This window comes from Rhizobium sp. PRIMUS64, from assembly GCF_023006465.1.
In the GTDB taxonomy this organism is placed as follows: Bacteria; Pseudomonadota; Alphaproteobacteria; order Rhizobiales; family Rhizobiaceae; genus Rhizobium; species Rhizobium leguminosarum.
In genome coordinates this window covers 1-19,232 of sequence record NZ_JALBGX010000125.1, presented here as the reverse complement: position 1 = coordinate 19,232, position 19,232 = coordinate 1, and the positions used below count along the sequence as shown (strand labels likewise).

Annotated in this window: 23 protein-coding genes and 1 pseudogene; 10 read left to right on the top strand and 14 right to left on the bottom strand. The window is 61.0% G+C overall.

Annotated elements, in window-relative coordinates; translation table 11 throughout:
• On the top strand, nt 1-1,526 hold a 1,526-nt coding region (locus MOV76_RS31610), incomplete at its 5' end, for a bifunctional diguanylate cyclase/phosphodiesterase (protein WP_247266001.1).
• A gap of 253 nt (nt 1,527-1,779) precedes the next feature.
• On the opposite strand, the gene MOV76_RS31605 is transcribed toward MOV76_RS31610, so the two are convergent.
• Both MOV76_RS31605 and MOV76_RS31600 read right to left on the bottom strand, forming a co-directional pair.
• A complete protein-coding gene (locus MOV76_RS31605) occupies nt 1,780-2,289 on the bottom strand; it encodes a nucleoside kinase (RefSeq protein WP_166480473.1) in 510 nt (169 codons plus the stop codon).
• A gap of 282 nt (nt 2,290-2,571) precedes the next feature.
• A complete protein-coding gene (locus MOV76_RS31600) occupies nt 2,572-3,255 on the bottom strand; it encodes a helix-turn-helix domain-containing protein (RefSeq protein WP_247266000.1) in 684 nt (227 codons plus the stop codon).
• A 165-nt stretch (nt 3,256-3,420) separates the two neighbouring features.
• On the opposite strand from MOV76_RS31600, the gene MOV76_RS31595 reads away from it, so the two are divergent.
• Nucleotides 3,421-4,578 carry an acyl-CoA dehydrogenase family protein gene (locus MOV76_RS31595; protein WP_247265999.1) on the top strand — a complete coding sequence of 386 codons (1,158 nt, stop codon included), beginning with the start codon at nt 3,421-3,423 and terminating at the stop codon, nt 4,576-4,578.
• A 268-nt stretch (nt 4,579-4,846) separates the two neighbouring features.
• Here MOV76_RS31595 and MOV76_RS31590 read toward each other — a convergent pair whose 3' ends face one another.
• Both MOV76_RS31590 and MOV76_RS31585 read right to left on the bottom strand, forming a co-directional pair.
• A complete protein-coding gene (locus MOV76_RS31590) occupies nt 4,847-5,473 on the bottom strand; it encodes a bifunctional 2-polyprenyl-6-hydroxyphenol methylase/3-demethylubiquinol 3-O-methyltransferase UbiG (RefSeq protein ID WP_247265998.1) in 627 nt (208 codons plus the stop codon).
• 389 nt (nt 5,474-5,862) lie between these two features.
• A complete protein-coding gene (locus MOV76_RS31585; RefSeq protein ID WP_130751133.1) occupies nt 5,863-6,759 on the bottom strand; it encodes a LysR family transcriptional regulator in 897 nt (298 codons plus the stop codon).
• A 106-nt stretch (nt 6,760-6,865) separates the two neighbouring features.
• Between MOV76_RS31585 and MOV76_RS31580 the strand changes: the two genes are divergently transcribed.
• From MOV76_RS31580 to MOV76_RS31560, 5 genes are read left to right on the top strand one after another with little or no spacing between them, the layout of a single operon-like run.
• Nucleotides 6,866-7,552: a DsbA family protein gene (locus MOV76_RS31580; protein WP_047622103.1), complete on the top strand. Its 687-nt coding sequence runs from the start codon at nt 6,866-6,868 to the stop codon at nt 7,550-7,552.
• Nucleotides 7,553-7,556: 4 nt separating this feature from the next.
• Nucleotides 7,557-8,045 carry a heme-binding protein gene (locus MOV76_RS31575; RefSeq protein ID WP_081295723.1) on the top strand — a complete coding sequence of 163 codons (489 nt, stop codon included), beginning with the start codon at nt 7,557-7,559 and terminating at the stop codon, nt 8,043-8,045.
• A 60-nt stretch (nt 8,046-8,105) separates the two neighbouring features.
• The gene (locus MOV76_RS31570; protein WP_210067026.1) at nt 8,106-9,002 is read left to right on the top strand and encodes an MBL fold metallo-hydrolase; all 897 of its coding nucleotides are present in this window, start codon (nt 8,106-8,108) and stop codon (nt 9,000-9,002) included.
• 5 nt (nt 9,003-9,007) lie between these two features.
• A complete protein-coding gene (locus MOV76_RS31565) occupies nt 9,008-9,166 on the top strand; it encodes an AsnC family transcriptional regulator (protein WP_157214111.1) in 159 nt (52 codons plus the stop codon).
• A gap of 48 nt (nt 9,167-9,214) precedes the next feature.
• A complete protein-coding gene (locus MOV76_RS31560) occupies nt 9,215-9,565 on the top strand; it encodes a DUF2200 domain-containing protein (RefSeq protein ID WP_247265997.1) in 351 nt (116 codons plus the stop codon).
• Between the two features lie 75 nt (nt 9,566-9,640).
• Here MOV76_RS31560 and MOV76_RS31555 read toward each other — a convergent pair whose 3' ends face one another.
• Complete coding sequence (locus tag MOV76_RS31555; RefSeq protein WP_247265996.1) at nt 9,641-10,339, bottom strand: TetR/AcrR family transcriptional regulator; 699 nt, start codon at nt 10,337-10,339, stop codon at nt 9,641-9,643.
• 231 nt (nt 10,340-10,570) lie between these two features.
• Here MOV76_RS31555 and MOV76_RS31550 point away from each other — a divergent pair, with 231 nt between their 5' ends.
• The 3 genes from MOV76_RS31550 (at nt 10,571) to MOV76_RS31540 (ending at nt 12,028) form a co-directional block, all read left to right on the top strand.
• The gene (locus MOV76_RS31550; protein ID WP_050566337.1) at nt 10,571-11,014 is read left to right on the top strand and encodes a RidA family protein; all 444 of its coding nucleotides are present in this window, start codon (nt 10,571-10,573) and stop codon (nt 11,012-11,014) included.
• 142 nt (nt 11,015-11,156) lie between these two features.
• Nucleotides 11,157-11,582 (top strand): hypothetical protein, encoded by a 426-nt coding sequence (locus tag MOV76_RS31545; RefSeq protein ID WP_018449254.1) that lies wholly within the window; start codon nt 11,157-11,159, stop codon nt 11,580-11,582.
• A 137-nt stretch (nt 11,583-11,719) separates the two neighbouring features.
• Nucleotides 11,720-12,028: a Dabb family protein gene (locus tag MOV76_RS31540; protein ID WP_222286316.1), complete on the top strand. Its 309-nt coding sequence runs from the start codon at nt 11,720-11,722 to the stop codon at nt 12,026-12,028.
• A 35-nt stretch (nt 12,029-12,063) separates the two neighbouring features.
• Here the strand turns inward: MOV76_RS31540 and MOV76_RS31535 are convergent, their stop codons facing one another.
• The 9 genes and pseudogenes from MOV76_RS31535 to MOV76_RS31500 all read right to left on the bottom strand — a co-directional run.
• Complete coding sequence (locus MOV76_RS31535; protein ID WP_028734836.1) at nt 12,064-12,963, bottom strand: metal ABC transporter substrate-binding protein; 900 nt, start codon at nt 12,961-12,963, stop codon at nt 12,064-12,066.
• 16 nt (nt 12,964-12,979) lie between these two features.
• On the bottom strand, nt 12,980-13,852 hold the full coding sequence (locus MOV76_RS31530; RefSeq protein WP_028734837.1) for a metal ABC transporter permease: 873 nt from the start codon (nt 13,850-13,852) through the stop codon (nt 12,980-12,982).
• Nucleotides 13,849-14,598, bottom strand: coding sequence for a metal ABC transporter ATP-binding protein (locus tag MOV76_RS31525; protein WP_247265995.1), 750 nt, complete (start codon nt 14,596-14,598; stop codon nt 13,849-13,851). The genes MOV76_RS31530 and MOV76_RS31525 overlap by 4 nt, the downstream gene beginning before the upstream one ends.
• The gene (locus tag MOV76_RS39905) at nt 14,595-14,723 is read right to left on the bottom strand and encodes a hypothetical protein (protein WP_258719863.1); all 129 of its coding nucleotides are present in this window, start codon (nt 14,721-14,723) and stop codon (nt 14,595-14,597) included. The genes MOV76_RS31525 and MOV76_RS39905 overlap by 4 nt, the downstream gene beginning before the upstream one ends.
• 679 nt (nt 14,724-15,402) lie before the next feature.
• Entirely contained in the window at nt 15,403-16,095 is a 693-nt protein-coding gene (locus MOV76_RS31520) for an amino acid ABC transporter permease (RefSeq protein ID WP_247265994.1), read from the bottom strand.
• A 19-nt stretch (nt 16,096-16,114) separates the two neighbouring features.
• On the bottom strand, nt 16,115-16,822 hold the full coding sequence (locus MOV76_RS31515) for an amino acid ABC transporter permease (protein ID WP_247265993.1): 708 nt from the start codon (nt 16,820-16,822) through the stop codon (nt 16,115-16,117).
• A gap of 55 nt (nt 16,823-16,877) precedes the next feature.
• Complete coding sequence (locus MOV76_RS31510; RefSeq protein ID WP_047622087.1) at nt 16,878-17,702, bottom strand: amino acid ABC transporter substrate-binding protein; 825 nt, start codon at nt 17,700-17,702, stop codon at nt 16,878-16,880.
• 16 nt (nt 17,703-17,718) lie between these two features.
• The gene (locus tag MOV76_RS31505) at nt 17,719-18,459 is read right to left on the bottom strand and encodes an amino acid ABC transporter ATP-binding protein (protein ID WP_247265992.1); all 741 of its coding nucleotides are present in this window, start codon (nt 18,457-18,459) and stop codon (nt 17,719-17,721) included.
• A pseudogene (locus MOV76_RS31500) lies at nt 18,452-19,232 on the bottom strand (NAD(P)-binding domain-containing protein); the annotation flags it as partial. The gene MOV76_RS31505 and the pseudogene MOV76_RS31500, both read right to left, overlap by 8 nt.

Here is a 19,232-nt window from a genome sequence, read left to right as displayed (position 1 = left end):
CCGACGACCGGGACCGCTTCCGCGCCACGCTCGACGTGCTGCTCGAACATCGCCGCGGGCGGCTGAACCACGAGTTCCGCATCCGCGCCGAGGACGGGCATTTCCACTGGCTCTTGATCCGTGCCCGGCCGGTGCTCGGCTCGAACGGCGAAATCATCCGCTGCGTCGGCACGATCGTCGACGTGACCGAACAGAAGAATTCCATCGAGCGGTTGCTGCATGATGCGCTGCACGACAATCTGACCGGCCTGCCCAACCGGCAGGTCTTCCTCGACCGGCTGCAGTCGGTGCTGGCGCTGGCGCCAGGCGGCGACACGTTGCGCCCGACGGTGATGGTGATCGACATCGACCGATACAAGCTGGTTAATGATTCGCTCGGCGTTGCCGCCGGCGACAACATCCTCATCGCACTGACGCGGCGGCTGCGCCGGCTGTTGAAACCGCAGGACACGCTGGCGCGGCTTGCCGGCGACCAGTTCGGCCTCATCCTGGTTTCCGAGCACAATCCGGCCAAGGTCGCCGATTTTGCCGATGCGATCAGCAAGGCGATCATGGTGCCGATCAACTTCGCCAATCGCGAAATCATCCTGACCGCCTCGGTCGGCCTCGCCTCCTGGGTCGACCGGCAGGAGAGCGCCACCGGCCTGCTCAGCGACGCCGAGCTCGCGATGTACCGGGCAAAACGGGCCGGCGGCAACCGTGTCGAACCGTTCCAGCCGGCCTTCCGCGACTTCGGCACCGACCGGCTGCAGCTCGAAACGGATCTGCGCCGCGCCATCGAACGCAAGGAATTGTCGATGGTCTACCAGCCGATCGCCCGGCTGGAGGATGTCGAGGTCGCCGGTTTCGAGGCATTGATGCGCTGGGAACATCCCAAGCGCGGCAATATCCCACCGTCCGAATTCATTCCGATCGCCGAGGCCTCCGATCTCATCGGCCCGCTCGGCATGTTCGCGCTGGAACAGGCGACCAACGACCTGATGAGCTGGCAGCACCAGACCGGCGAACTGCCGATCTTCGTCTCGATCAATCTGTCGAGCGTGCAGCTGCTCAACAACGAGCTCTATGACGACGTGCGTTCGGTTCTCGCCAAGACGCATTGCCAGCCCTCGCGCCTCAAGCTCGAACTGACGGAATCCATGGTGATGGAAAATCCGGAACAGGCCCGGTTGGTGCTGCAGAAGCTGAAGGAAGCCGGCATCGGGCTGGCGCTCGACGATTTCGGCACCGGATATTCGTCGCTCGCCTACCTCACCCGCTTCCCCTTCGACATGATCAAGCTCGACAAGGCGCTGGTGCGCGACGGCAGCGACAAGAAGGCGACTGTGCTCCGGTCGGTAATATCAATGGCGCGCGAACTTGAGATGAAGGTAGTGGCGGAGGGGATCGAATCCAACGAGGATGCGATCGAACTCGCCAAGATGGGCTGCAACTACGGCCAGAGCTACCTTTTCGGCCCGCCGATCCCTTCGGAATCGGTGCTGCGGCTGCTGCGCGACCGGTTTCCGCTGACGAAACGGGCGTGAGCGGAGCGGTTGGTCTCGTCGGTTTCCTCGGTAGCAACCAAAGGCCGGCTTCAGCCCGAGGCGGACATCTGTTTGTTGTTGAGGGATGCGGCTACTTTGCGCCGTCTTGTTGGTCGTTAAGACACCCGGTTTCTCGTTCTGAGAGCTGCCGGTCGACTACGAAAGCGATAATGCCGCCTGTGAGTCGTTCAGGCGACTAGCGTTCCCGCAATAATCGAGTGCCTCCCATCCCATTCTGAATACTTTCAGGGCGTCAGGTGAGTTGAGCGAGGATATCGTCGACGACACTTGGGACAGTACCCGTCGTGTCGATATTGATGCCGATGGGAAGATATTCCCGGGTATGATGATAGCGGAGCACCAGCGTCCGCTCGGCCGGCTCGAAGCCCGGCTCATTTGGTCGCCCATCCAATCGTCGGTTTAAAGTCTCAACGTCTATGTCGAGCACGAAAACCTTATCGAAAAGGTCCAGGAATTTGTGGAAATTGCGCGAGCCGCCACAGAAGAAAGTGGCAGGATGGATGGTGTCGGCAGCAATAGCGCGGACCTTGTCGACACGCCAGATCCAGTGGGCGTATCCCCAAACGATGCGGTCCGCGCCTTCGGGTGGTCTTGCGAGTGCCTGGCCCGTCTCGGGGTCGCCGACATAGGCCAAGACCCGGTCACCATGGACGACATGGTAGCCCCGCCGTTCCAGTTCGGTAGCGACAGACGTTTTCCCAGTGCCGGAACCGCCTTCGATCAAATAGTTCTTGATTCCCATAGGCGCCGCTTATCATGGACTTCGATCTGGTGAAAAGACACTCTCCCTAAGCACGCGTCGCCAAAGAAATGGCAGCCCCTCTCACTGCTCACCTATGTTTTCCGAGCGGCCAATCCTTGGCCGACCAGATCCTCTTAGATCATACCAAGATCGACAACACTTCAGGTACCCGGGGGGTGGATATTGAGGATGCACTGGAACTAGAGCCTTTCCGGCTGGGTGACGGGTCTTCGTTGCTGGGCTGCATCCGTCAGAACCACTCGCCTTCGATGGTTCAGGCCCTCATCCGGGGGTTTTGGCAAACACACTAAGACCGAGCCATTCCTGCATGTCGCGCGCGAGGACCCTGTCCCCTTCAAGTCTCAGTGTTTCTGCATCGGTTTCCTGACGTATGGTCGTGAGGCCCATCCAAATTGCGGTCATCGAACGGAGCGACCCTTCAACGAGAAGGTCTACATCATAGCCCGGATCGAAGTTGCAGAGATCGACTTTTCCGTTTTCGACCACAAGCCACCAGCTCTTTTGCGCGGCCGAAAGTTCCGGGTACAGAAACTGTATCGTACAACGGCGGGTCGGAAGCCTTCTTGTATCGAGGCTCCGCCGCATGTCCCACATGAGCAGAGAAGGGTCGAGATTCTTCAAGGAAAGTCGCGATTCCATCCACCGTTGAGCCCAATTTCCGAGACCTATGATCAGAGGTCTCAATTCTTCGCCCGCTGCCGTGAGTTGGTAATCGGCAATGCCGTTCGCACTCCTTGTCACCGTGATGACGCCCGATTGTTCCAGTTCTTTCAGTCGTTTTGATAGGAGTGCCGGAGACATTTTTGGTAGACCGCGACGCAACTCATTAAAGCGCGTCGATCCGCAAAGGAATTCGCGGACGACCAAGGTCGTCCACCGCGAGCAGAGGATTTCCGACGCCATTGATACTGGACAGAATTGCCCGTAGCCGTCACGCTCTACCATAAGGACCTCCACCGGTCTGGATCAGGCACAATATTGTAAAACAACCGGTCCGCCAAATGCTCCTTGCCTGGCCATACGGCGGCGACGTTCAGTACAGTTCGTGTACTAGCCGCGATTGTGAAACGAGCGCAGAGTCTCAATCCTCACGAGATAGGAGGCATTGATATGCTCGGGCTTACAGAACCAAAACAGAACCTTGCCGGCGGTCGGACCATTGTCGAACTAACCAATTCGGTCCTGCCCACCATCGCGCAACGCGCCGCATCGATCGACGAGAGCGACACCTTCGTCGGCGAGAATTACGCGCTGCTAAAGGAAGCTGGCCTCGTGCGGGCAGGCGTTCCAATCGAATTGGGCGGGCTGGGCGCGGAAGTGCCCGAACTTTGTGAGATGCTCAAATCCATTGCTCGAGCATGTGGGTCCACTGCGCTTGCCTTTTCCATGCATACCCATCAAGTCGCCATCCCCGCCTGGCGCTGGCGGCATCAAAAGGTGGCCGCGGTGGAGCCGCTCCTGAGACGTGTTGCATCGGAGCAAATCATATTGCTCTCGAGCGGCGGATCGGACTGGATCGGCGGATCGGGCAAGGCCATGAAAGTTGATGGCGGATACCTGATCACCGCGCGTAAACGCTTCACTTCCGGCGCGGCGGCAGGAAACATCCTGATGACCGGTGCTGTTTATGAAGAACAGGACGGCGCGCGCTCCGTCATCCATTTCGGCGTTCCGATGGCATCGCCAGAGGTTTCGATAGAGGATACGTGGCGAACACTTGGAATGAGGGGAACCGGGTCAAACGATGTCATCATCGAAAACCTCTTCGTGCCGGATGCCAGTGTCGCATTTTCCAGAAGCGCGGGGCAATGGCATCCAGTATTTCAAGTCATCGGCACGATCGCGTTTCCTCTGATCTACGCGGTCTATCTTGGCGTCGCCGAGAGCGCCCGCGACATCGCAGTCAAGATGGTCCGTAGCAAGGCCAACAGCGATCATGTGATCGGGTTGGTCGGGCGCATGGAAACGTCTCTGAGGGCCGCACAGATCGCGCATCGCTGGATGTTAGAGGTAGTTGCTCGAAACGAACCGTCCGCGGAAACCGTCAACGAGGTTATGATCGGTCGTTCCTTGGTCGCACGGCATGTTATCGAGGTGACGGAGCTTGCAATGGAGGTCGCAGGCGGCGCGGCATTCTATCGAGAGAACGGGCTGGAGCGCTGCTTCCGTGACATACAGGGCGCTCGCTATCATCCGATGCAGCCCGGAGCCCAGGCGCAATACGCGGGTTCATTCGCGCTCGGACTTCCCACCGAGAAGATTTTCTAGCGCCTGGCGCAACGACGAACTCCGCGGAATCATAGGCTAGGTGGGTAGTTTGACGTCCAGAATTCGAATGGACGAGCCCCGCCAGCAGGGACGACAGAGCAACCTCTTGTGCGCTTTGGGCCGATATGCGACCTCGACCACGGCAGCAACGCGCCCCCATGTCGGCCACAGAGGGGATCTTTGCCTTCGCCCAGAAGCCGACATTGCGGTGACCACCTAGACTTCATAGTCGCGCCACAACCGGCCATTTCCGCAAGTTCTGTGTGCGTCACGCCCGACTCGCCCGAACGCTCAGCCACCGATCATGGGGCTTTCCGACGCACCGACGTACCTCGCTGACGATCCAGCCGGCGTCTGTGAGTGCGGACCGCAGGGCAGACTCGCGCCAGTACGTCTCGACGTAGCGCCGGGGCGCTGCAGCACTGCCATGTGTGGACACATCCTCGCCTTCGCCCTCTCTTACCGAGGCGTGCAATCGGCCACCGGTCCGGGTCGCCTCGGCAAGCCGTCCAAGCACCGTGCCGAAATCCTCGCGCGCGACATGAATCAGGCAGGCACAGGCCCAGATCCCGTCGTATGGCGTGCCGGGACGCTGCGGGTCGGCCAAGTCTTCGGTCAGCGGGTCCAACAGGTCGGCCTCGAAGCCATTTTCGCGAAGCAGTTCGACGAAACCCTTTGCGATGTCGGTGCGCCGGACGCTAATTCCCCGCTTCTCCAGCTCAAGTGCATCTCGCCCACCACCGCTTCCGATTTCCAGCACCCTGCCCGAGCCGCCCAGTTCGGTCACGAACGCATCGATCTCTGTCGCGACCCATTCGGGCATCGCCGCAGCCTCCGCAGCGTACTCCGCCGCGACCGTATCATAGGACCGCACGGTATCCAGGTCGGTGCTCATCCTAGCACTCCTCCTTCAAGACAAGAGGCCCGATGAGCGAGAGGCCCATCAGCCCGTTGCGCCGTTCACACTTCGGCAGTTGGTGACATCGCGGGCGATTTACTTCCGAGCTTTAGCAGAAATGCGGTCAGAGACACCACAGACCGAGCCAATGCTGCCGGGCGGCAATGCGCCTTCATTTTGGTCACTCACACCACCCGCGCGAGCTACTGGAAGCCGTCGGTCTGCTTCGCCAGCGGTCGCGCCCGGAAAGCGCCAGACCAAGACATGTTGGAGGACGCTTGGCAGACTGAATTTCGCGGGGCTTTACCAAGGCGCTGGTATCCGGTTTCGTCTCCATATCAACATCCGATGTCAATTTCCGATCGTTTACGCGACATTCGATAGCTTCACGCCTTCAACGCTGCGATCAGCATGTCGACAAACACGGAAACTTTGGGCGGCCGAAATCGCCCGGCGGGATAGACCGTGTAAACGCCGCCGGATGGGAGTTGCCATTCAGGCAGGACTGGAATGAGGTCTCCCGCCAATATGCCGGCGGTCGCGAGAAAATCGGGCAGAACCGACAGACCTGCGCCTTGTCGGACCGCCTCCATGACCGCTGGCGTGGTATTGATCGCGATGTCCGCTTTAAAACGGACGCTCCTGGCGTCTCCATCGCTGCGAGTGAACGTCCATATAAGCGGCTCTCTCAAAGCGTTGTTGGCCACGAAGGGTAGAGGCGTGCAGTCAATCGGCTCGCTCATTGCCGCTATCTCCGCGGCCAAGGCTTGCGATCCCACCAAGAGTTGGCGGAACGATCCGATCCGTCGTGCCTGCATGCTGGAATCAGCCAGCCAGCCGACGCGGATGGCAAGGTCCATGTTGTCGGCAACCAGATCAACCATCTTGTCGCTGAGGTTCAGTTCCACCTTGCAATCATTATAGCGTCGGCGGAAGGCGGCGACCAAGGGCACGACAACCGAGGTACCGTAGTCGTAGGGGGCGGTGATCCTCAGAAGGCCCTTGGGTTCCGTCCTGCGCTGAGCCAACTCTCCCAGGGCATCCTCTGCGTCGCGCAGGATCGAGACGCATCGGGCGTGAAACAACAGCCCGGCTTCGGTCGCCTGCACCCGCCGCGTCGTGCGCATCAGCAATGTGGTGCCGACCTCCTGTTCAAGCCTTGCGACCTGCTGGCTGACAACCGCCTTGGTGATGCCCAAATATTCCGCAGCTCTCGTGAACGATCCCGCGTCAACGACGGCCGCGAAATAAGCCAGCCGATTGAGATTGGTCGCTTCCTGCATAGTATTCTCCGATTTTATTGTCAGCCTCTAGCATACATTCTGTCATTTTTCTCGATCTTCTCGTTCCAATCGGCTCATGTCATCTATGGCTCAAGAAGGAGCCGACATGACTGGCAAGACCCACATCACCTATCTCTTCGATCCCCTTTGCGGCTGGTGTTATGGCGCATCGCCGCTGCTCGCACAGCTCGCCGCGGCACCTGATCTGACAGTGTCGCTCGCCCCGACCGGTCTGTTTTCCGACTCCGCGGCCAGGGCGATGGACGAACAGTTCGCCGCCTTCGCTTGGTCAAACGACCAGCGCATTGGGAGCCTCACGGGGCAGCGGTTTAGCGATGTCTACCGGAGCCAGGTTCTGGCAAAAGGCGGCATGCTGGATTCTGGTCCAGCCACGCTGGCACTAACTGCCGTTGCCCTGACGGCGGGGCAGCACGAACTCGATGCGCTCCGGTTCATCCAGGAGGCGCGCTATGTTTCGGGCCGCGATGTCACGGACATGTCCGAACTGCAGAGCGTGCTGGTCAGTGTTGGACTTGATGCGGCAGCCTCCCGCCTCGCTTCTCCCGATTCAGATCTGCTGGCCGCCAATCGAGCGCGCATGGCCTCGGCGCGCGCCCTGACGCGTGAGTTCGCAGTCAATGGCGTACCGGGATTGATCGTGGATGACGGCGCGGACCGGACTTTGCTCAAGGCGCAGGACCTATTCAGCGGCGGCGATCTCCTCGCCAGGCTGTCCAACACAGGCGCTTCGCCTGCACGTCTCGCTCGCAATAGCCATCCGATGAAAGGATAACCCGATGATGATCAAGCGTACGACCTATACAGCACTGGCTGTCTTCATGCTCGGGGCAGCATCGGCGACGCCCGGCTTCGCCCAGAGTGTGCCACCCTACGGCGCGCCGATCAGCATCGAGCGCGCCAAGCAGGTCGCCGCGGCCGCCCTCGCGGAAATGCGCAAGAAAGGCTTTGAGATGACGGTCGCCATCGTCGATTCCGGCAGTAACCTCGTCTATCTCGAACGCTCCAATCAGGCGGGTATCGGCACGATCGACGCCGCGCTCGGTAAGGCGAAGGCCGCAAACGGTATCAAGACGCCGACCAAGGCGATCGAGGCTATGATCCTTCATAACAACCAGAGCAATCTGCTTGCCGTGCCGGGAGCTTTTCCGGTCGAAGGCGGAGTGCCTCTCGTCGCCGATGGCCAGGTAATCGGTGCGATCGGCGTCAGTGGCGGCATGCCCGCAGATGATGGCGCGATCGCCAATACCGGCGCGAAGGCGCTCTAGCCCGACCGCCGATCCACATTGATATGACGCATGAATGAACCAAGACAGGACACCAGGACCATGTTCACCAGGAGAACCATCATGAAAACCACTCTCGCCGCTGGCGTGACTGCCGTACTTGCACCCGCAGGCCTCGGCCACGCAGCAGGAAGCCTCACTTGGAAGCATTTCCCTGCAGGGCAGAATGGCTTCTTCCGCGCGCCCGTTCTGGTTTCCAGCGCGAACGAAGCTGTGCTGATCGATGGCGGCTTCACGCTGCCCGATGGAAAGGCGCTCGCCGACGCCATCAAGGCGACGGGCAAAAAGCTGACCACGATTTACATCAGCCAGTCCGATCCGGACTATTACTTCAGCCTCGGCCCGATCAAGGTAGCTTTCCCCGATGCCAAGGTGATCGCTGCCTCGGCGACAGTCGATGCGATCAAGGCGAGCGTCGAAAAGAAGCTGGCCGTCTGGGGGCCGCAGCTCAAGGAAAACGGTCCCCAGACCCTGGCTGACATCGTCATGCCGGAAACCTTTGACGGAAAGAGGCTGACTGTTGATGGCGAGACCATCGAGATTGTCGATGCGGAAGGCATGGCCAATCGTCGCTACCTCTTCGTTCCATCGCTGAATGCCGTGTTCGGCGGCGTGATGATCTTCAACGGCGTCCACGTCTGGACGGCAGATACCAACAGCGCGGAACTGCGCGCCGCCTGGGTTGCCAATCTCGAAAAGCTCGCGGCGCGCAAGCCGGCCGTCGTCGTGGCCGGACACATGACGTCCGACGCCAAGACCGACCTCGCGGGTGTGGAACATACCATCGCCTACCTGAAGGCCTTCGAGGAAGAACTGGCCAAGGCCAAGGACTCCGCAACGCTGAAGGCCGCCATGGAAGGCCGTTTCCCCAACCTCGGCATGGGTGTTGCGCTCGATATTGGCTCCAAGGTCGCGACCGGCGAAATGAAGTGGGGCTGATCGCCATGAGCGCTAATCTCGAAATCATCCGGGCCACCTATGAGGGCTCATCGGAAGACAATGGCCGCAATCTACTTGCGGCCTTGGCACCTGATGCGACGTGGACGGAAGCCGAAGGTTTCCCCTACGCTGGTACCGTTGTCGGCCACTTGTTGAGGTCTTGAAGTCAGCTATCTCAAGCGGGAAAATATCCGGAACGCTGAGGAGCACGCATGACGAAGCATCGGATCTATTCAGTCAGCGTCGCCAGCGTCTATCCCCACTATGTCGCCAAGGCAGAGAAGAAGGGGCGCACGAAGGCAGAGGTCGATGAAATCATCCGTTGGCTGACGGGGCATAGCCAGCAGAGCCTGGACGATCAATTGGCTGAGAAGACCAACTTCGAGGATTTCTTTGCGCAAGCGCCTCAGCTGAATCCCTCCCGATCGTTGATTGCGGGCGTGATCTGCGGTGTCCGCGTGGAAGAAATCCAGGAAACGACGATGCGGGAAATCCGCTATCTGGATAAATTGATCGACGAACTCGCCAAGGGGAAAGCGATGGAGAAAATCCTGCGGAAATAGCGAACAAACTTGCGTGAGCTCACCGAAGGCACGGGCGCAGAATCCGGCACCGCCTCGTCCAGGAATGACGAATGTTCATTGTCGCGGGGCAAGGCCATCGAGCAGGAAGTCGAGGCCCTTCCTGAAAGCGCCGTCCCAATCATTGTCCAGCAGCAGACGAGAGCGCTCGATCGTCGGGTAGTGCTGGCTCAGACCTGTCAGGCGCTGTTGCGCGGCGGTCCTGTCGTCGTCCGAGAGGTCGAAGTTCGCCCGGGTGGTGGTCGCGCCGATCACAAAATTCCAGAGCGACCAGATCGCGACGTTCAAATCAGCATCGGCGACACCGGCTCCGGACAAGGTCTTGCTCAGCAGTTCCAGGCGGCTGAGGATGTTCGGGCCGAGCGCCCGGCGCGGCAGCAGCGATGCCGACCAGGGATGGCGCAGCATGCTGGTGCGCCAGTCTTCGAGCATATGGACGACGTCGCCGCGCCAGTCTCGGGACCCATCGACCTCAGGCGGGGCGCGATATTCAAGCACCGAATCGAGCGCCAGATCGAAGACCTTTTCCTTGTTGTCGACGTGCCAATAGAGACTCATCGCGCCCGCGCCGAGGCGATCGGCCAGCCGACGCATCTTCAATCCGTCGACGCCCTCGGCGTCCAGCAGTTCCACCGCGGTCGCCACGATCCGTTCCAGCGAGAGAGACGGTTCATTGCGCGGCTCCTGCCCGGACTGGGGTGACACACCTGTCCGCCCAGACCCTTTGCTCTCAGCGCCGCTGCGTTTGGCTGCCATTCGTCTCCCTTTACTCATCAGACGTCGATCTAAGCCGACAATGCTGGGAATGTCGATCCTGACCGATTGACTCGTACGTCGTACGATGCAATTTAATCGTACGACGTACGAGTCAATTCTATAGCGATAAAGTTCCATCCTGCAGGCCGCGAGGATCCGTTGCTCGCAGTCCTGAGAAGCCGAGAGAAAATCGTGTCAATCAAACATCTCATTATCGGAGGACTCATCATCATGACCATCAGCGTTCCCACTGCGGCGCCAGCCAATGAGGACGATCTCAAGCTTGATATCGTCAATCCAAAAAACCTCTACGACCCCTCGCCGAATGGCTACAGCACGGCGGTGATCGTGCCCCGCCAAGGCCGGCTGGCCTACATCTCCGGACAGGGCGGCCAGGACAGCACGGGAGCCTTGTCGCCCGATTTCGCCGTCCAGGTGAAGCAGGCCTATGCGAATTTGCGCACCGCCCTCGATGCGCTCGGCGCCAGGCCGGATCAGGTCGCCAAGCTCACGGTCTTCGTGGTCGATCACGATATGTCCAAGCTCGAGGTGCTGACCAAGAACGTCAAGGACATGTTCGGCGCGTCGCTGCCGGCGCAGACGTTGATTCCCGTTCCCAAGCTGGCCATCGATCCCATGCTCTTCGAGGTCGAAGCCACCGTCGTTCTGGAATAGCGGCGGCGCCGGATCTACACAATTTCGGATTTTCCCGGTGGCGCGCCAACATCTGCTTGGCGTGCCACCTGCGCTTTTGTGGGTGGCCATTGACCAATCGCCTGCGATGTGCGCCACTCATTCCTTGTACAAGGAAAATCCCATGCTCAAGTTTCTGCTCGCCCTCTCGATGGGTGTTTTTTGCGTATCGCCGCTTCAGGCCGGCGACGTCACTCCCGTTACCAAGAGCTGCCAGCCGGGGGCAAAACAGGCGCAATGCGAGCGATGGGTCACAGATATTAAGAAAGCCGTCGAGCTGGCCTATAAAGGCGATCACGGGGCGCAGGCGACCGTTGCCTTCTGCCTGTCCACAGGTTGCCATGGTGCCGTCGCCATCGACAAGGTCGCCTCCTGCAGCTGGCATCTCGTCATCGCCAATTCCGGTACTACAACAGTGCTTGACAGTTCGAACACCAGGATCACCTGCCGGCCGATGACGGCGGCTGAGAAAGACGAAGCCCGCGCGCTGGCGAGCGATCTCGTCCAGAAGATCTACAAGCGGCCTCTGGCTAAGACCGACCAGATGTAATCGGTTGGGGTGCCGGCTCGCGGCGCAACGCCTGCGTGAAAATAAATCTCATTGCTCTCCCGGCTTTCGCCGCTATTGTCCTCCCAAAGAAAATCGGGCCAAAGAAAATCGGCCAAAGAAAGTCGGGAGGACCACGGATGATCCTGCACTGCGTATTCCTGCGGCTGAAAACCGCGATGACGACCGACGACAAGCAGTCGCTGTTTGCGGCAATCGTCGCTCTGAAACAGGTCATTCCCGGCATATTGGACATCAAATACGGGCCGAATGTTTCGCCCGAGGGACTGCATGGCGGCTTCGTCGACGGGTTTGCCGTGACCTTTGAAAGCGCCGAGGCCCGCGACGCCTATCTCATCCATCCCGAGCATGTGGCTGTTGGCGAGCGCATCGTCTCGTCGACGGACGGAGGCCTTGCCGGCATCCTGGTCTTCGACCTCAATTTGTGAAGACTGCGGGGTCAAACCCCGCAGCCCTCCGTTGATCAGCTCGATTTCGCCATGGCGGCGGCGAGCTGGTCGACATTGTACTTGAACATCTTTTCATAGGTCGGCGCCGGCCCCTTGGCGTCGGACAGGGATTCGACATAAAGCTCGCCGCCGGGCTCGGCACCGGTTGCCTTGGCGACCTGCTTGACCAGGCGCGGATCGTTGGAATTCTCGAAGAAATAGGCTTTCACATGCTCGCCCTTGATCTGCTCGATCAGCTTGGCGACGTCGGCGGCCGAGGCCTCGCTTTCGGTGGACAGACCAAGCGGGGCGAGGAAGCTGACATTATATTCGCGGCCGAAATAACCGAAGGCATCGTGGCTGGTCAGCACCTTACGGCGATCGTCGGCCACCTTGTCGAATTTCGCGTGGGCGTAGGCGTTCAATTCATCCAACGTCTTTGTGTATTTCTCGGCATTGGCCTTGAAGGCGGCGGCGTCCGTGGGATCGGCCGATGACAGCGCCTTTTCGATATTGGCGACCCAGACCTTGACGTTGACGGGGCTGTTCCAGACATGCGGATCGGTGATTTTTTCGCCGTCCTCTTCCATGGTGCGGGTGTTGATGCCTTCGGAAACGGTGACCGGCTTGCCCTTATAGCCCGAGGCGGTGATCAGCCGGTCCATCCAGCCCTCCAGCCCCTCGCCGCTGACGAAGGTGACCTGCGCCGCGTTCAAATTCTTCGCATCGGCCGGCGACGGCTCGAATTCATGGGGATCGCCGTTCGGCCCGACGAGGCTCGTCACCTTGACGTGCTCGCCGCCGACCTGTTTCACAACATCGGCAAGCACGGTGAAGGAGGCCACAACCTTCAGCGTCTCGGCGGAGGCGGGCATGGCCGACAGCGCCATCAAAGCGGGGATTGCTGCGGAGAGAAGCAGTCTGTGCGATGTCATCGAAGTCTCCTTGGGATCAGCCCTTCAAATGCGGGCGGGGAAAGAAGCGCCGGGCCAGGCCGGAGGGCGCGAAAAGGATAGAAAAGCCGTAGAGGATCGCCGCCGTCATGATGATTGTCGGGCCGGAGGCGAGCTCGAGATGGTAGGAGGCGATCAGGCCGAGATAGCCGGATGCGGCGGCACTTGCGGCTGATATCGCCATCATCACCGGCAGGCTGCGCGACCAGAGCTGGGCGACGGCTGCCGGCAGCATCATCAGGCCGACCGCCATCAGCGTGCCGAGCGCCTGGAAGCTGGCGACGAGGTTCAGCACCACGAGCAGCAGGAAGAGCACGTGATAGACCGGCCCGCGCCCGCCGACGGCGCGCAGAAAACCCGGATCGAAGCATTCGGCCACCAGCGGCCGGTAGATAAAGGCGAGGATGACGAGCGTCAGCGAGGTGATCGCGCCGATCAGGTAAAGGGCGGGCGCATCGATCGCCAGGATGGTGCCGAAGAGCACATGCAGGAGATCGATATTCGAGCCGCGTAGCGAGACAATCAGCACGCCGAGCGCCAGCGAGGCGAGATAGAAGCTGGCAAAGCTTGCATCTTCCTGCAGCACGGTCATCCGGCTGACGGCGCCGGAAAGCAGCGCCACCGACAGGCCGGCGATGAGGCCGCCGAGGCCCATCGCCGTCAGCGACAAGGAGCCGGCGACGAGGTAACCGATTGCCGCACCCGGCAGCACGGCATGGCTCATCGCGTCGCCCATCAGGCTCATGCGCCGCAGCATCAGGAAGACGCCGATCGGGCCGGAGCCGAGCCCGAGGCAGAGGCAGGCGACGAGCGCGCGGCGCATGAAACCGTAATCGGCAAAGGGCGCGAGGAAGAGATCGTAGGCCGTCATGCCGCCGGCGCCTCTTCGGGTGCGCAGGCATTCGCATCCTCATCCCAGCGTTCGGCCATGGCGCGCGCCTTCAGGAGATTGACGGAGGACATGACGTCTGCGGTCGCACCCCAGCCGACAAGTTCGCGGGCAAGCAGCAGGGTTTGCGGGAAATGGGCGCGGACGAGCTCGAAATCGTGCAGCACGGCAATCACCGTGCGGCCCTCGCCATGCCAGCGGGTGACGATATCGATGAGGTCCCTGGTCGTGCGGGCATCGATTGCCGTAAACGGCTCGTCGAGCAGGATGATGCCGGCATCCTGCAGCAGCAGGCGGGCAAAGAGCACGCGCTGGAACTGGCCGGCCGACAGCGACCCGACATGGCGCCGGCCGAAGCCCTCGAGGCCGACGGCCGACAGCGCCTCGCCTGCCCTTTTCATCTCGGCAGGCGCGATGCGGCTGAAGGCTCCCGTCTTCTTCCAGGCACCGAACATGACGGTGTCGATGACCGAGATCGGAAAGCGGCGGTCGATCTCCGCCGCCTGCGGGAGGTAACCGAATTCCGCCCGCCCCAGCCGGTGCTCGACCCTGCCTTCGGCCGGGCGAAGCTCGCCCATGATCGCCTTCAGCAGCGTCGACTTGCCCGCCCCGTTCGGCCCGGCGATCGCCGTCAGGCTGCCCGAGGCGAAGGCGCCGGAGACATGATGCACGGCGGGGTGCCTGTTATAGGCGACGGTCAAATTCTCCAGACGGATCAGCGGCGTCATGGCAAGAGAACCGCCCAGTGGATCGCCAGCCAGAGGAGCGCAATGACCAGCGCCATGCCGATCACCCTAGATAAAGCCGACTGTCCCAGCAGGCTGACGGAGGGGCGATCGGGGCTCGGGGGCATGGCGCATCCTACAATGTAATAACATTACGGTTATGTTATAACGATTGCGGCGAGATTGAGGCGAGGCTTGTGCATGACACTGATTCCGCTCGGTTTCAGACGGTCCACAGCGTTTGAGATAGACGTCTGCCCGCGAGATTGCCGCTTTGCCCCTCATCCGGCTGCCGCCACCAACCGGGGTCGAGCCACGTGTCCCGCCCCGTCCTTCGGACCCCCGCTCGCGGGGCGAAGGGATCATGCCGCAACCTCTCCGTTCCCCGCCCGCTATCGCATGGCACGTCCCCTCGCCCCGTTTACGGGGAGAGGGTTAGGGTGAGGGGCAGCCACGCGCGCCAACCGGACAGTCGTGGCTCAGGGCTTGACCCGAGGATCCACTCTCGCCTCCATCAGCACCGGGCATGGACCCCAGGCTCAAGGCCTGGGACGACGGAGGTTTGGGGCGCGTTTCTGCCAAACTCCCCCGATGGGCGCCCTTTGGCCCGCAGGCGGCGATTGTCATCACCATCTACTGTGGCGCGGTTCAGTCGGGGTTTTCTTTTGCCTGAACGTGCGGCCGAGATCGCTCGATGTTGGACATTAGCCAACCCGCATCACCTCGAAAGCGATAGCCGCTATAGGCCGAAACGACTGTGGAAATCCTGATCCCGCGCATCGTGCTCCGAGGAAGGGCGAAGCGCCCCTAGGCCCATACCCTCAGCGCCCGTTCCATCCGGTCGGCGGCATAGGTGACGAGATAGGCGATCACCATGTAGATGACCACAGCGATCAGGAAGGCTTCGAGATAGTAGAAGTTCAGCGCCGCGGTCAGCTGCGACTGCGCGAAGATGTCGACGACCTCGATGGCAAATCCCAGCGACAGCGCCTTCATGATCACCATGATGGAGTTGGCAAGATCGGGGATGGCCGCGACGATGACCTGCGGCAGCATCACCCGGCGGAACACCTGGCTGCGCTTGTAGCCCAGGGAGTAGGCCGCATCGGCCTGACCGTTGTCGAAGGAGTTGAGGGCGCCCTTCACGACTTCCGCCTGGAAGGCTGCGACGCAGGCGGTCAGGGAGACGATGAGCGTGATCCAGTTCGGCGTCGAGTGGCCGTTATAGTCGATGCCGACGAGCGAGGTCAGGAACTGCAGCGTCGGCGGCAGGCCGTAATAGCCAAGGAAGATCACGATCACCATCGGAACGCCCTTGAAGACGACCTTGTAGGCGACGACCAGTTCCCGAAGCAGCGGGACCCGCCGGTATTCCACCATCGCAAAGAGGCTGCCGACGATCGTAGAAAAGACGAAGATGCCAAGCGCCATGGCGAGCGTCACCGGGACCGCGCCGAGGATGTCCCAGAGATCGGGCAGAAGGACTTCGGAATCGAACATATGATGACCTCCTATTCGATCAGACGCTTGCCATCATGGTGGCCTTGGCCGGTGCGGTGTTGGGCGCGAACTTTGCGTTTCGCGTTTCGAAAAAGCGCACGACCATCCATGCCACGAGGCATAGCAGCGAATAGATCACCGCCAGCACAAGGTAGGTCTCGAACTGATACTGATTGTAGTCGCGCTCCATGACGAGATGGGCGGTCGCCATGACATCCGCGGCGCCGATGTACATCACGAGTGCGACGTTGTGGATGAGGTAGATGATCGAGTTGCCGTAGCCTGGCAGGGCGATGTGCAACGCCTGGGGTCCGACGACACGAAGGATCTTCTGAAGAAATGTGTATCCGAGACTGTCGGCCGCGTCGTGCTGACCGCGTTCTACGGCGAGGTAGGCTGGCCGCAGAACCTCGGAAAGATAGCCTCCATGGTAGAGGCTGAGGCCGACGATGGCCGCGACATTCGGGGACACGAAGTCCTCGACCTCGAACAGAGCGACGACAAGCGGCAGTCCATAGAAGGCGACGAACAGTTGCAGCACGACGGGGACGCTCCGGGCATAGGACACGTAGAGGTCAGCCAGCTGGCTGAGAACCGGTATCCTGCGCACCCGGAACGTCGTCGCAATCAGCGCCAGCAGGAAGCCGGCGATCATGGCCGTGAACGTGATCGCAAGCGTCAGCGGCAATGCCTTGAGCAGCTCGGGGATCATGATGGAAAGGTCCACTTGGGAACACTCCTTGTTTCAAATTCAGCCTTGATCGTCGGCCCTGCCTTGGGCGTTACTTCATGTAGGTGGTGATGTCCTCGCCGAACCATTTCTGCGAGAGCTTGGCGAGCGTGCCGTCGGCCTTGAGCTCCTTCAGAGCCTTGTCGATGTCTGCGGAGAGCGCCTTGTTCTCCTCGGAGCGATGGATCAGCACGAAGGTGTTGTTGATCGCGACCGGCTCGCTTGCCTTGACGTTGAGCTTCTGCTGGTCGATGACCGTCTGCTCGCCGAGGTTCGACGGCAGAACCAGCGCGTCGTATTTGCCGTTCTCCACCTCTTTCAGGCGATCCGGATAGGGAATGCCGGCGCTGGAGGCGGTGATCTCGATCTTGAAGTCGGGATTCTTTTCCTGCCAGGCAGTGGCGAATTTGTAGATGCCACCGCCGGCCGTCACCGGCACGATCTTCTTGCCGACCAGATCCTTCATCTCGTTGATGCCGCTATCCTTGCGGCTGTAGATCTTGATCAGGCTGGCGCCGATCGGGCTCTCCGGAATGAGGAACTGCTTTTCGCGAGCGGGCGCCCGGTAGTAGCCGCCGGTCGCGATGTCGTATTTTCCGGTCGCAAGGCCGGTCTCCTGAGCGATGTCGGCTGCCCCCTCCATCTCGAATTTGTACTGGGGCAGCTTGGCGTTGATCGCCTTCAGGACATCGGGCTCGTAACCCTGCGGCTCGACGCCGATGGCACCCCACGAGAGCGGCTTGGATTCGGCAGCGGTGGCGATCTTGATGGTGCGCACGTCCTCGGCATGCGATAGGCCCGCTGTTGCGAGGGCAAAGGCAACGCCGGCGACAGCGAGGCCGAAGGTGCGGCGGGAAGTCGACTTGATGGAAGGCATGTCAGGCATCCTTTCTTTACTGGATGGAGTGTTCGGAATTCAGGAACTGGGCAAGGCGCGGATTGGAGGGCGTGTCGAAGATCTCGGCAGGGCTGCCTTGAGCGGCGACAACGCCCCGATCCATGAAGACGATGCGGTTCGAGATGTTCTTTGCGAACTGCATCTCGTGGGTGACGAGGAGCGAGGTGATGCCTGATGACGTGACGTCCCTGATCACCTTCAAGACCTCGCCGACCAGTTCCGGGTCGAGCGACGACGTCGGTTCGTCGAAGAGCATCACATCCGGCTTCACGGCCAGCGCCCGCGCAATGCCGGTTCGCTGCAGCTGGCCGCCAGAAAGCTGGGACGGGTAGCTGTCGATCTTGTTCGAAAGCCCCACCCGCTCAAGCTCCTGCACAGCAATCGAACGCGCCTCGTCCTTCGACTTGCGCTGCACGACGACGAGCGGATCCATCACGTTCTGAATGACGGTCATGTTCTTGAAGACGTTGAACTGCTGGAAGACCATCGCTGTCCGCAGCCGGATCGCCTGTATCGCGGTGCTGTCCGGCTTCCGGTAGTCCATCCTGACCTGATCGAAGGCGATCGTGCCGGAGGCGGGCTTTGCCAGATAGTTGATGCACTTCAGCAATGTTGTCTTGCCGGTGCCGCTGGGGCCGATGATCGACACCACGTCGCCGCGGTTCACCGAGAGATCGACGCCGTTCAGGACCTGGGTGTTGCCGTAGGACAGCTTTAGATCTTTGAGCTCAAGCATTTCGGGTCGGTGTCCTTTCGGCAGAGAGGTCGGAAAGCGTCGTGGTCTCGTCGTCGCTCCACTCGTCTCCGAGCAATTCGGGCGTGTCGAACGCCTGGAGATCGGCGAAATGACGCTCGCGGTCGGCGACGAACAGCGCCCTGACGATGCCGCGGGCAAGCCGGTCGGCGCCTTCGCTGATTGCGGGAATGTCGCCCGTGAGCTTGCCATGGCTGAGCGTGGCGGGGAAATTGAAGCAGTGGATGCGGGCCAGCGCCGGGCAGGCGCCCGGCTCAACCTCGAGGAACTCGAACGCGTCGCCGAGGTCCGGCGAGGTTTCAAGCTCGTCGTTTCGCATGTCCGCGGGCACGGGAAAGCGGTCGCGCCACAGACGGATATGCGATGCGACGGGGCCAAGTTCCGGCCGGTTCGTCAGGTCGACCTTGAACCCGGTGCCGAAGATCAGGAAATCGACGGGATAGCTGCCTTTCGGCGTCGTCACGACGATATGATCGCCTTCCCGTTGCAGCCGGTTGATCGGGCTTGCGAGATGGAGATGGGCCTGCGGGAATGCGCTGACACGCAAGACGCTCGGACGCGGCGGCGGCGTCTGCGAGCGCATGGCGTAGTCGAGAAAGCGCCACTTCCAGTCATCCGGCAGACCGGCGAAGCCGTGCACCACGCCCTGGCTGCCGATGCCGGTGAATTTGTTGATCCGTGGCAGGTCGGCCCTGCGCACGAACAGGTCAAGCCGGGCGGCGCCTGACTCGAGCGCGGTGGCGGCGTTGTCCATC